This window comes from Streptomyces laculatispora, from assembly GCF_017353455.1.
Taxonomy (GTDB): Bacteria; Actinomycetota; Actinomycetes; order Streptomycetales; family Streptomycetaceae; genus Streptomyces; species Streptomyces laculatispora.
Genome location: NZ_JAFMPZ010000328.1, coordinates 1 through 11,304, shown reverse-complemented (window position 1 = coordinate 11,304; position 11,304 = coordinate 1). Strand labels below are relative to the sequence as shown.

The 11,304-nt window shown below is 72.4% G+C and carries 10 protein-coding genes and 3 pseudogenes; 9 read left to right on the top strand and 4 right to left on the bottom strand.

Translation table 11 applies throughout. The annotated features are described in order from the left end of the window. A pseudogene (locus J1C73_RS17845) lies at nt 1-231 on the bottom strand (SAM-dependent methyltransferase); the annotation flags it as partial. On the opposite strand from J1C73_RS17845, the pseudogene J1C73_RS17840 reads away from it, so the two are divergent. Beyond that, nucleotides 220-819 (top strand): annotated as a pseudogene (locus J1C73_RS17840) (methyltransferase domain-containing protein); the annotation flags it as partial. The pseudogenes J1C73_RS17845 and J1C73_RS17840 overlap by 12 nt on opposite strands. 167 nt (nt 820-986) lie before the next feature. Further along, the gene (locus tag J1C73_RS17835; RefSeq protein ID WP_207317270.1) at nt 987-2,081 is read left to right on the top strand and encodes a S1C family serine protease; all 1,095 of its coding nucleotides are present in this window, start codon (nt 987-989) and stop codon (nt 2,079-2,081) included. Nucleotides 2,082-2,155: 74 nt separating this feature from the next. Here the strand turns inward: J1C73_RS17835 and J1C73_RS17830 are convergent, their stop codons facing one another. Then, entirely contained in the window at nt 2,156-2,365 is a 210-nt protein-coding gene (locus tag J1C73_RS17830) for a hypothetical protein (RefSeq protein ID WP_123471458.1), read from the bottom strand. Nucleotides 2,366-2,493: 128 nt separating this feature from the next. Between J1C73_RS17830 and J1C73_RS17825 the strand changes: the two genes are divergently transcribed. From J1C73_RS17825 to J1C73_RS17805, 5 genes are all read left to right on the top strand, one after another. Continuing rightward, complete coding sequence (locus J1C73_RS17825; protein WP_207317269.1) at nt 2,494-3,696, top strand: bifunctional adenosylcobinamide kinase/adenosylcobinamide-phosphate guanylyltransferase; 1,203 nt, start codon at nt 2,494-2,496, stop codon at nt 3,694-3,696. 41 nt (nt 3,697-3,737) lie between these two features. Next, nucleotides 3,738-4,565 (top strand): class I SAM-dependent methyltransferase, encoded by an 828-nt coding sequence (locus J1C73_RS17820; protein WP_207317268.1) that lies wholly within the window; start codon nt 3,738-3,740, stop codon nt 4,563-4,565. A 129-nt stretch (nt 4,566-4,694) separates the two neighbouring features. Beyond that, a complete protein-coding gene (gene cobT / locus J1C73_RS17815) occupies nt 4,695-5,828 on the top strand; it encodes a nicotinate-nucleotide--dimethylbenzimidazole phosphoribosyltransferase (RefSeq protein WP_207317267.1) in 1,134 nt (377 codons plus the stop codon). A 91-nt stretch (nt 5,829-5,919) separates the two neighbouring features. Then, on the top strand, nt 5,920-7,731 hold the full coding sequence (locus J1C73_RS17810) for a phosphatidylglycerol lysyltransferase domain-containing protein (protein WP_207317266.1): 1,812 nt from the start codon (nt 5,920-5,922) through the stop codon (nt 7,729-7,731). Beyond that, a complete protein-coding gene (locus J1C73_RS17805) occupies nt 7,728-8,459 on the top strand; it encodes a hypothetical protein (protein ID WP_207317265.1) in 732 nt (243 codons plus the stop codon). The genes J1C73_RS17810 and J1C73_RS17805 overlap by 4 nt, the downstream gene beginning before the upstream one ends. Here the strand turns inward: J1C73_RS17805 and J1C73_RS17800 are convergent. Next, nucleotides 8,402-9,163 (bottom strand): hypothetical protein, encoded by a 762-nt coding sequence (locus J1C73_RS17800; protein WP_207317264.1) that lies wholly within the window; start codon nt 9,161-9,163, stop codon nt 8,402-8,404. The genes J1C73_RS17805 and J1C73_RS17800 overlap by 58 nt on opposite strands. A gap of 88 nt (nt 9,164-9,251) precedes the next feature. On the opposite strand from J1C73_RS17800, the gene J1C73_RS17795 reads away from it, so the two are divergent. After that, nucleotides 9,252-10,031, top strand: a complete 780-nt coding sequence (locus tag J1C73_RS17795) for an adenosylcobinamide-GDP ribazoletransferase (protein WP_207317263.1) — start codon at nt 9,252-9,254, stop codon at nt 10,029-10,031. Between the two features lie 19 nt (nt 10,032-10,050). On the opposite strand, the gene J1C73_RS17790 is transcribed toward J1C73_RS17795, so the two are convergent. Beyond that, nucleotides 10,051-10,896: an endo alpha-1,4 polygalactosaminidase gene (locus J1C73_RS17790; RefSeq protein ID WP_207317262.1), complete on the bottom strand. Its 846-nt coding sequence runs from the start codon at nt 10,894-10,896 to the stop codon at nt 10,051-10,053. A gap of 247 nt (nt 10,897-11,143) precedes the next feature. On the opposite strand from J1C73_RS17790, the pseudogene J1C73_RS35760 reads away from it, so the two are divergent. Next, nucleotides 11,144-11,304, top strand: a pseudogene (locus J1C73_RS35760) (leucyl aminopeptidase); the annotation flags it as partial.

Sequence of the window (11,304 nt, the reverse complement as noted above, 5' to 3'; positions counted from 1 at the left end):
GGTCACGGTGTGGCCGGCCCGGGCCAGGCGCAGTGCCTGCGTGCCCTGGCCCGTGCCGACGTCCAGGATCCGCAGCCGCTGCCCGACGGGGAAGCGTCCCGCGATCTGTTCGTCCAGCTGCCGGGCGACCAGCTCCTGGCGCACGGTGTTGCGCAGTCCGCCGAGCCCCTCCAGCCATGCCGAAGAGGCCCCCGAAAATCCGGATACGGCATCACCCGGCGGGCCGGCCACACCGTGACCGGGCTGGAGTCCGACGCCGAGATGCTGCGGACCGCCCGCGAGGCGCTCGCCGGCGAGCCCGCGGGAATCCGTGAGCGGGTCCGGCTCATCGAGGGCAACGGCCAGGACACCGGGGTGCACTTCCTGCCCGGCAGCTTCGACGTGGTGCTCTGCCATGGGGTGCTGATGTATGTCCAGGCGCCCGACGCCATGGTGGCCGGACTGGCCAGGATGCTCGCGCCGGGCGGCCTGCTGTCGCTGCTCGTGCGGAACGCGGACGCGCTGGCGATGCGGGCCGGGACCGCCGGGGACTGGGACGCGGCGCTGGCCTCGTTCGACACGGACCGGTACACCAACCGGCTCGGGGTGTCCGTGCGCGCGGACCGGCTCGACGCCCTCACCGCGACGCTCGCCGGGATCGCGGCGCCGCTGCACGCCTGGTACGGGGTACGTGTCTTCACGGACAACGTGAGCAACGACGTGGAGCTGCCCGCCGCGGCGGAGCTGGAACGGGTGCTCGCGGCCGAGGACCGGGCGGGCCGGACGGATCCGTATCGCGGGGTGGCGGCGCTGCTGCACCTGTGCGGAGTGCGGGGCTAGCCGGTACGGGGTGGTCTCGCCGGGGTCCTCCGGCGGCCGCTTTGCCCTCGATGGCCGGACGGGCTCGAACGCTGCCCTCGGCCACCGGACGGGCTCAGAACCGCATGTTGCGCTCGGGCGGGTGCGCTCGACGGGCCACCAATGGGGCTGAAAGTAATAATCCGGACATGGATTCCTTTCGCTCCCGCAGCCATGTGCGGCGGCTGCTGCTGCCTCTGACCGCAGGTGTCTGTGCGATCGCGCTGGTCAGCGGTTGCTCCGACTCGAACTCGAACTCCTCCGGGCCGGACGCGACGAAGTCCCGCCCGCCGGTCCAGCAGGGCTCGGCCTCGAAGGCCACCGGCGATCTGCAGGACGAATACCAGTCCGTCATCGAGAACGTGCTTCCGTCCGTGGTGCAGATCGACGCGTCCGACAGCCTGGGCTCCGGCATCGTCTACGACACCAAGGGCCATATCGTCACCAACGCCCACGTCGTCGGCAAGGAGACGACCTTCAAGGTCAGCTCGGCCACCGGTGAGAAGGTGCTGAGCGCCTCGCTGGTCGCCGCATATCCCGAGCAGGACCTGGCCGTCATCAAGCTCGACACCGTACCCAAGGGGCTGAAGGCCCCGAAGTTCGGCGACTCGGACAAGGTCGCGGTGGGGCAGATCGTGCTGGCGATGGGTTCGCCGCTCGGGCTGTCCAGCAGCGTCACCCAGGGCATCGTCTCGGCGCTCGGCCGAACCGTGAGCGAGAGCAGTGCGGGCGGCGGCACCGGGGCCACCATCGCGAACATGGTGCAGACCTCGGCGGCGATCAACCCGGGGAACAGCGGGGGTGCGCTGGTGAACCTGAACAGCGAGGTCATCGGCATCCCGACGCTGGCGGCGACGGACCCGCAGATGGGCGGCAGCGCCGCTCCGGGGATCGGATTCGCGATCCCGGTGTCGATGGTGAAGACGGTGGCCGACCAGATCATCGAGAACGGCAAGGTCACCGACTCGGGCCGGGCGGCGCTGGACATCACCGGCCGTACGGTCGTCGACGCCGGCTACCAGCCCGCCGGGGTCGCACTCGTCAGTGTGTCGAAGGGCGGAGCGGCCGACAAGGCCGGTCTGCGGGTCGGCGACATCATCACCAAGCTCGGGGACATGCCGGTCACCACGATCACGTCCCTGTCGGAGGGGCTGGCCGCGGACAAGCCGGGCCAGAAGGTCACCGTGACGTATCTGCGCAACGAGGCGGAGCAGACCGCGGACGTCACGCTGGGCGAGATCTGAGGGCCGCGGGGGCGCGGAGGCCGTCCGTCGCGGGCGCCGGGCGGGCCCTCGGGTCCGCCCGGCGCCCGTCCGGGTCAGCTCTGCTCGGCCTGGAGGCTCATCGGGCCGTAGATCTTCGTCGCGTCGTCGAAGAGCGTCACCTGGGCCGCCCCGCCGTCGAGGAGTTCCTTCCAGTACTCACCGATCCAGGACTCCGCGTCGCCCTGCGTCGTGAATTCCTCCGGCTGAAGGGCCGGCTCCGTCTCCGTACCGTCGGACTTCTCGAACCGCCACGTCCACGCCATGTCCGCCTCCTGGGTCACTTTGTTCCGTCCCGCAGCCTAGTGCTTCGGACCAGCACGGGAAGGGGCCCGCGCACGCCCCGTACCCCCCACGTCGCGCACCCGGTGCCGGTACGCGGGAGGATCGGACCGTGGAACTGACTCTGCTCGGCACCGGAGCCCCCGACGGGCTGCCGCGGCCCGAATGCCCCTGCGCCGCCTGCGCCACCGCCCGCGGGGTGCGCAGCCGGGCCGCGACCGCCCTGCTGGTCGACGACGCGCTGCTGCTCGACCTCACCCCCGGGGCCGTGTTCGCCGCCGCCCGCGCGGGGCACTCGCTCACCGGCGTACGTCAGGTGCTGCTCACCCATCCGCACGACGGCCCCGCCGTCGAGCTGCCCGCGGGACTGCCGCCGGCGGGCCGGGTGCCGGACGGGCGGGTGCTGACGCTGATCAGCGGGCACCGGGTGCGGGCCGTGCCGATGGACGTGCCGGGGACCGGGTACGAGGTGACGGCGCCGGAGGGCGAGCGGCTGCTCTACCTGCCGCCGGGCGCCGCCCCGGCCGGTCTCGCCGACCGGATGGCGGAGCCGTACGACATGGTGGTCGGCGACGTCGTGGGACGGCCCGACGCGGTGGCCCGGCTGCGGGCCGTCGCGGCGATCGGCCCGGCCACCGAGGTGATCGCCGTCCATCTGGACCATGACGCACCGCCCGGCCCCGAGCTCGACCGCCGGCTCGCGGCGGCGGGCGCGCGGGCCGTGCCGGACGGGACCACCCTGGCGGTCGGCGGGTACCACGCGGTACCGGATGTGCCCCGGCGCACGCTGATCACCGGCGGAGCGCGGTCCGGGAAGTCGGTCGAGGCCGAACGGCGGCTGGAGACGTATCCGGAGGTCGTGTACGTGGCGACCGGCGGCGTGCGGAACGGCGACGCGGAGTGGGCGGCCCGGATCGGGCTGCACCGGGAGCGCAGACCGGCGGCCTGGCGCACCGAGGAGACCTGCGAGCTGGTGGAACTGCTGACCTCGGACGGGCCCCCGCTGCTGATCGACTGCCTGTCGCTCTGGCTGACGGACGCGATGGACCGGGTGGACGCCTGGGACGACGCGGCGTGGGCGGGCGGCGGGGAGAGCACGCTGCGGAAGCGGACGGCGGAACTCGTGGCCGCTGTCCGCGGGACGCGGCGTACCGTCGTCGTGGTGACCAACGAGACCGGCTCCGGCGTGGTGCCCGCGACGGCGGCGGGGCGGCGCTTCAGGGACGAGCTGGGCCGGCTGAACGCCTCGGTGGCCGCCGAGTGCGAGCACGTGCTGCTGGTGGTGGCCGGGCAGTCGCTGACGCTGCGCGGCTGACGGGCTGCCGGCCGGCGGCGGACGGAGTGAGGAGCGGAGTCATGGCGCGTGTGCGGCCGATGCTGGACGGGGTACCGGAGACCCTGCTGTGGACGTTGTACAACCGGGCGTACGAGGCCGGCCGGCGCTATCCGGTGCTCGACGACCCGATGGCGCTCCAGCTGCTGGCGGGGCTGGACTACCCGTTCGAGGAGCGGTTCGGTCTGCCCAACGCGTTCAGCTCCCAGGCGCAGGGACTGCGCTCGCGCTGCTTCGACCTGGCTGTGCAGGCGTACCTCGCCGACCGTCCGGAGGCCACCGTGGTGGCGCTCGGCGACGGCCTGGAGACCGGGTTCTGGCGGGTCGACAACGGCCGGCTGAACTGGCTGAGCGTGGAGCTGCCCGAGGTGGCGTCGCTGCGCCGGACGCTGCTGCCCCCGTCGGACCGGCTGCGGACGCTGTCCGGATCGGCGACCGCTCTCTCCTGGCTGGAGGGGATCGAGGACCCGGCGGGACGGGGTGTCGTCGTCACCGCGCAGGGGCTGCTGATGTATCTGCGGCCCGCCGAGGTGCGGAGGATCATCGCGGCCTGCGCCGAGCGGCTGCCGGGCGGGGTGTTCGTCCTGGACTCGATGTCCCGGTGGCTCGCGAAGGGCACGGTGGCGGGCACCTCGAAGGTCGGCGGCATGACCGTCCCGCCGATGCGCTGGGCGATGGACCCGGGCGAGCGGCAGAAGCTGCGCGGCGCGCATCCGGCGATCACCGAGGTGCGTGCGCTGCGCCTGCCGCGCGGGCGCGGTGCGATGGGTGAGCTGATCCGCGTCCAGAATCTGCTTCCCGGGGTGCGCACCCTGACCCCCGCCATGACCCAACTGCGGTTCGGCGGCTGAGCGGCGCACCGGCCGGGGCCGGAAATCGCGGCAGGTACTGTTCCGCAGTGGGAGGCCACCCGGCGACCTCTGAGCCCGCCGCCGGGCTCCCCGGCCCACACGACGTATCGACCCGCGAGGCAGACCCCCGTGAATCTGGACGACTTCTCCGACCTGATCGAACGCCCCGACGGGGGTGTACGGCGAGATGCCGAGGAGCGCCGGGAGCGCTTCATCGTGCCCCCGGGCGCCCTCGGCCGCCTCGACGAACTGGGCGAGTGGCTCTCGGCCGCCCAACAGGCCGTGCCGGTCAGGCCGATCGAGCAGCCACGGGTGGTGCTGTTCGCCGGTGACCACGGGGTGGCGGCGCTGGATGTCTCCGGACGTGCGGCCGGCAGCGCGCACGAGCTGGTGCGGGCCACGCTGGAGGGTGCGACGCCGCTCGCCGTGCTGGCCCGCCGGTTCTCCGTACCGGTGCGGATCGTCGACGCCGGTCTGGACTGCGACCCGGAGCTGCTGCCGGAGCAGGTGGTTCGGACCCGGGTGCGGCGGGGCAGCGGCCGGATCGACATCGAGGACGCGCTGACGGCCGAGGAGGCCGAGCAGGCGGTGCGCCTCGGTATGGCGATGGCCGACGAGGAGGCCGACTCGGGCACGGACCTGGTGGTGCTCGGCGATCTGAGCGTCGGCGGCACGACGGCCGCGGCCACCCTGATCGCGGCGCTGTGCGGCACCGACGCCTCGGTGGTCACCGGGCGCGGCGGCGCGGGCATCGACGACCTGGCCTGGATGCGCAAGTGCGCGGCGGTCCGGGACGCGCTGCGCCGGGCCCGGCCGGTCCTGGGCGACCAGCTGGAGCTGCTGGCCACGGTGGGCGGCGCCGATCTGGCGGCGATGACCGGCTTCCTGCTGCAGGCCGCGGTGCGCCGGCTCCCGGTGATTCTTGACGGGGTGGTCTCCGCCGCCTGCGCACTGGTCGGCCAGCGGGCGGCGTTCCGGGCGCCGGACTGGTGGCTGGCGGGTCAGCTGAGCGGTGAACCGGCGCAGGCGAAGGCGCTGGACCGGATGGCGCTCAACCCGCTGCTCGACCACGGCGTCATCACCGGCGAAGGAAGCGGGGCATTGCTCGCACTTCCGTTCGTACAGGCCGCGGCCGCGCTGGCGGCGGAACTGCCCGAGCGCGCACCGGCCGCCGACGAGGACGACGAGAAGGAAGACGAGAAGGACGGCGAGGAGACGGCCGGCGGCGAAGGGGCCAACGGCAGCGAACCGTCCGGGGACTGACGGGGAGCAGCTGGCCAATCGGCTGCGGTCGCCGGACACCGGCCGCAGAGTCGCCCCTTATGAAGTGTGATGCCCCATATGATCGCTTTTCATGGGAGAGGTCAGATTGGCCAGCGAGGAATCCGGACGGGGCGCCGTCCAGCCGCAGAGCACCGTCCGATCGCAACGCAGCGCGGCCTTCGCCATCTGGTACCTGCGCGTGGTGTCGTTCATCAACTTCCTGAGCGCCGTCTGGGTCACCCTCGGCCAGGATCTGCGGCGTCACAACACCGAGAACTACTTCACGCCCTATCTGCTCACCGCGGGTTTCTCCTCCGGGGTGGTGGCGCTCTTCCTCGCGGTCACCATGCGGAGGCGCAAACGGGCCGCGTGGATCGTCAACATGGCGCTGAGCGGGCTCACACTGCTGCTCTTCGCCGCGGTGATCGGCTTCCCGGAGATCCGCCGGTACCCGCAGAACTGGATCTCGCTGGTCCTGACCGCCTCCTTCGTCCTCGCGCTGGCCCTCGGCCGGCGCGAGTTCTACGCCAAGGGCGACCGGTCCAATCCGAAACTGGCCGCGCTGGTGGCGGTCGTCGGGCTGCTGGTCACCTCGCTGATCGCCACGGCTCTGGTCACGGTCACCAACACCGCGCACGAAGGGGCCCGTTCGACGTTCCTGGACCGCTGGCGCTACGGCGCGCTGCGGCTGGTGTCGGTCGCCGACAACGACATCCGGATCCCCGGGATCACCACGCCCGGCTGGGTCAACGTCGTGATCAACATCATGTCGACGCTGCTGCTGATCGCCGTCGTGTACGCGGCCTTCCGCTCCCGCCGGGCGGTCGACCCGATCAGCCCGCAGGACGAGGAGGCGTTGCGCGTCCTGCTCGACAAGCACGGCGAGCGGGATTCGCTCGGGTACTTCGCGCTGCGCCGCGAGAAGAGCGTCATCTGGTCGCCGACCGGGAAGGCAGCCGTCACCTACCGGGTGGTCGGCGGGGTCTCACTGGCCTCCGGTGATCCGATCGGCGACCCGGAGGCCTGGCCCGGGGCGATCGGCCCCTGGCTGGCCGAGGCCCGCGAGCACGGCTGGACCCCGGCGGCGATGGGGGTCAGCGAGGAGGGCGGCAACGTCTACGCCCGGCACGGACTCGACGCCCTGGAGCTCGGGGACGAAGCGATCGTGGAGACCGCCGAGTTCACCCTGGAGGGACGGGCGATGCGCACCGTCCGCCAGGCGTACAACCGGGTCAAGCGGGCCGGGTACGACGTGACGGTGCGCCGTCACGAGGACATCCCCGAGGCCGAGATGGCCGAACTGGTGCGCAGGGCCGACGACTGGCGCGACGGGGCGACCGAGCGCGGCTTCTCGATGGCGCTGGGGCGGCTCGGCGACCCGGCCGACGGCCAGTGCGTGATGCTCGAATGCCGGGACATCAACACCGCGCCCGCCGATGGCGACGGTCCCGGCGAGCTGCGCGCCGTGCTGAGCTTCGTCCCCTGGGGCCCGAACGGCCTCTCGCTCGACCTGATGCGCCGTGACCGGAACGCCGAGAACGGCCTGATGGAGTTCATGGTCATCGAACTCCTGCAACGGGCCGAGAAGATCGGCATCACCCAGGTCTCGCTGAACTTCGCGATGTTCCGCTCGGTCTTCGAGCGGGGATCGCGGCTCGGCGCCGGGCCGGTGCTGAGGCTGTGGCGGTCGCTGCTCAGCTTCTTCTCGCGCTGGTGGCAGATCGAATCGCTGTACCGCGCCAACGCCAAGTACCGGCCGATCTGGGAACCGCGCTACCTGCTCTTCGAGAAGAGCTCCGACCTGCTGCGCATCGGCATCGCGGCGGGACGCGCCGAAGGGTTCCTGGAGGCGCCCGGTCTGCCCAAGTGGCTGCACCGCTCGCACCTCGGACCGCGTGGATGAGACCGCTGCGCGCCCTCGGCCGTGCGGCCCGCCGGGAGTGGGGCCCGCTGTGGACGACCGTACGGGCGGCGCTCGTCGCCGACCGGCTCCGGGCCGTCCCGATGACGCTGGCCGCGGTCTTCCTGACCGCGCTGCTCCAGGTGGTGCAGAACCAGTCATGGGGCTTCGGCCCGGTACAGGCGCTCGGTGCGGTGCGGGCCGAGGACCCGCTCTGGATGGCTCTGCTGCGTACCCCGCTGTCGCTGTTCGTCCCCGCGCTGGACCTGCCGGTGTGGGGTGCGCTGGCGCAGTTGCTGCTGGTGTTCGGGATCGCCGAGATCTGCCTGGGCCCTTGGCGGACGCTGCTGATCGCGTACGTCGCCACCCTGGCCGGGACGCTGTACGCGCGCATCGGCGTCGCGGTCGGCCCCGACGGGTTCCTCGGGCTGCCCGCGTCCGACTCCCTGGTCGTCGACACCGGCCCCTCGGCCGCCGTGGTCGCCCTGGCGGTCTACCTCTGCCATGTCCACCGGGCCTGGTTCACCGGGGCGCTGGTGATCGCGGCGATGGTGGGCGAGGTGGCCGTCAAGGGCAACCTCGCGGGCAAGGAGCATCTGGCGGCCATCGCGGCGGCCCTCGTGCTGTGCGCGGTCTCGGCCCGCCACGACCGGCGCAGGCTGCGCCGCCGCGGTCAGGGTTTGGACGTGGGGGCCGGGACCCGGTCCGGTGCGCCGCCGATCAAGTCCTGAAACCTGCGGCGCGGGCCGGCCCAGCGGACGTCGTGGTGGTAGGCGCGCAGCACCGCACGGGAGCGGGCCCGGTACCGGTGCCGGTAGAACCGCTTCGCCCACATCGAGGTCGGCCGGGCCAGCCGGACCGCCCCGAACAGGGCGACGAACGGGATCAGGGTGCCGACCACCGCCATCCGCGTCTTGCCCTTGAACAGGGAGATCAGCACAAAAAGGAAGTTGACGACGAGGGTGAGGACGACGCCAATCCTGCCCTGCTGCTCGTCGTCGCTCAGCTCGTTCACGCCGAGCGGGGAGAACCCGCCGAGGACGAGCAGCACCAGGGCCGCGGTGAGGACCACGACCTCCACGCTCTGGCGGCCCTGCTCGGTCCAGTACACGTCGTCCAGGTGCAGGATCAGCGCGAATTCGTCCAGCACCAGCCCCGCGCCCATGCCGAAGACCACCGCGCAGATCCCGGCCGTGACGCCGTACCGCCCGCTGGCGACCGCGCCGAAGCCGCCGACCACGCTCAGCACCACCCCGGGCACCACGTGGTGGACATGGACCCCGCCGGGGGTGAAGTTGCGGAACGGGCCCTTCCCGGCCCGGATCATCCGGGTGATGACCCGGGTGATCGCGAAGGTCAGCACGAAGGAGGCCAGCGCCAGGAGCAGGGGCAATTTCCCCGGCTCGACGATGTTCTGATCGAACCAGTGACCCATGCCACCCACTCCCGATAAACCGCTTTCGCCCCGGTCCATGGCGTTTTGGACAATCTATCGGCCGCGCCCACCGATTAGCCTGCGCGCCGTGACCTCCCTGAACAGCCACGGCATACGTTTCGCCTTCGGCACCCTCACCGTGATCCCCGTCCGCGTCACCCGCTGGGACCACGGGGCCGCGCGGGCCGGAATGCTGTGCGCCCCGCTGGCCGGTCTGGTCGTGGGGGTCCTCGCGGCGGTGCCCGGAAGCCTGTTGCTGCTGTTCGGCTCGGGGCCGCTGCTCGCCGCGGTCGTCTCCGCCGCGGTGCCGGCGGCCCTCACCAGGGGGCTTCATCTCGACGGCCTCGCGGACACCGCCGACGGCCTCGGCAGCGGAAAGCCGGCCGAGGACGCGCTGCGGATCATGAAGCAGTCGGACATTGGGCCATTCGGTGTGATCACCCTGCTGTTCGTGCTGCTGGCACAGGTGGCGGTCCTTCAGCAGCTGTACGCGCAGAGCTGGGTGCGGGGTGCGGTGGCGGCCGTCGCGGCCGGGGCCGTCGCCCGGCTCGCCCTCACCCTGGCCTCCCGCGGCGGGGTCCCGGCGGCCCGGCCGGACGGGCTGGGCGCCGCGGTGGCCGGCACGGTCCCGGTCCGCGGCGCGGTGGCGGTCGCGCTCGTGACGGTGGCGGCCTGTGCGGGCGCGGGAGCGCTGCTCGGCGGGTACGGGGCGCTGCGGTACGGCCTCGCCGCCCTGGCCGCTCTCGCGGTCGCCCAGCTGCTCCTGCGCCACTGCGTGCGGCGCTTCGGCGGGGTGACCGGCGATGTGTTCGGGGCGCTGGCGGAGACGGCGGCGACCGTGACGCTGGTGGGGCTGGCGCTCGGCTGACCGCCGGTCCGCCGCCCCGTCAGCTCCCGGCCGCCGGGCACTCCCTGCGCCAGACGCCGAGCTCGTACTTCTTGAGCAGCGAGCTCAGCCCCAGCCGCCGGGACTGCGCGCAGAACCGCGCCACGGGCAGCTCGTACTCCACGTGGAAGACCGCCTTGCCCGCCTTCACGAACGGGGTGAGGTCCTCGCACTCCTCGTACTGGGCGCACTGTTCGTTCACCGCGAAGTCGAAGTCCCCCACCAGCTGCGGAATCTGCGGGAGGTCGTTCTTCAGGCCGACGGCGAGACCGTGGCGGTGGGCGACGCGCGCGATGAGCCGGTTGTAGCGCAGCTGGTCGGCGGCGGTCAGCGGGAAGCCGGTCCGGTTGCGGTAGCCGTCCATGTTGTCGGGCTCCACCGCGTCGAAGCCCTTCTTCGCGCACATGGCGATCCGGGTCTCCATCAGCGGCTCCAGGACGCCGGTGCGGCGGATGTCGAGCCAGCGCTCCCCGGCCCAGCCGTTGCTCTTACCGAGGACCGCGGCGGGGAAGTCGTCCGCGTCCGGCCGGAACTCCTCCCAGGCGCCGGTGGAGAGGTAGCAGATGACCTTGCGCCCCTTTCGGTGCAGCGCGGACACCTGGGCCGCGTCGTGATCGAAGCCGTCGATGTCGTACACCGGGGCGTCCACGGTGGTGTCCAGCCGGCCGGAGAGCTGCCACTGCCAGTCGGTGCCCGGTCCGGGCTGCCAGCGCCCCGCGGCGGGCCGGCCGGACCCGGCGGATTCCGGCGCCGGGGTACAGCCCGCCAGCACAGCCAGCAGAATCAGTACGGTGACGGACAGCACAGCCGGCCCTCCGGTCACACGTGTGGCCACCCGTTCGCGCATCGTTCCCCCTGCTCGCCGCGGTGCCGCCAACATCGTTGCGGTCGTACCCCGTTCCCCCGGGAAGATCATCCCGGCATGACAACCGTACGACTGCCGGAGCCCACTGACGGCCCGCCGCCGTGATCCGGCAGCAAGGGCGCGCGTAGGCTCATTCCCGGCACATTGCGGCGGCGTCTACGATGCGCCGGGCACGGTCGGCCCACCCCTCGACCGGCAAAGAACTCTACGGAAGCGAGATTTCACCACCGTGACTGCTCTCACTCTCAGCACCTCCGGTGCGGCGACGCTGCGCGCCGACGCACTCGTCGTCGGCGTCGCCAAGGGCGTCAAGGGCCTGGTCCTCGCACCGGGCGCCGAGGCCGTGGACAAGGCGTTCGGCGGAAAGCTCGCCAACGTCCTGGAGACCCT

Coding starts and splice junctions, on each gene's coding strand:
- J1C73_RS17790 (WP_207317262.1), bottom strand. CDS start 10,896: ATGCGCGAACGGGTGGCCACACGTGTGACCGGAGGGCCGGCTGTGCTG.
- J1C73_RS17830 (WP_123471458.1), bottom strand. CDS start 2,365: ATGGCGTGGACGTGGCGGTTCGAGAAGTCCGACGGTACGGAGACGGAG.
- J1C73_RS17810 (WP_207317266.1), top strand. CDS start 5,920: ATGGGAGAGGTCAGATTGGCCAGCGAGGAATCCGGACGGGGCGCCGTC.
- J1C73_RS17835 (WP_207317270.1), top strand. CDS start 987: ATGGATTCCTTTCGCTCCCGCAGCCATGTGCGGCGGCTGCTGCTGCCT.
- J1C73_RS17800 (WP_207317264.1), bottom strand. CDS start 9,163: ATGGGTCACTGGTTCGATCAGAACATCGTCGAGCCGGGGAAATTGCCC.
- J1C73_RS17805 (WP_207317265.1), top strand. CDS start 7,728: ATGAGACCGCTGCGCGCCCTCGGCCGTGCGGCCCGCCGGGAGTGGGGC.
- J1C73_RS17820 (WP_207317268.1), top strand. CDS start 3,738: ATGGCGCGTGTGCGGCCGATGCTGGACGGGGTACCGGAGACCCTGCTG.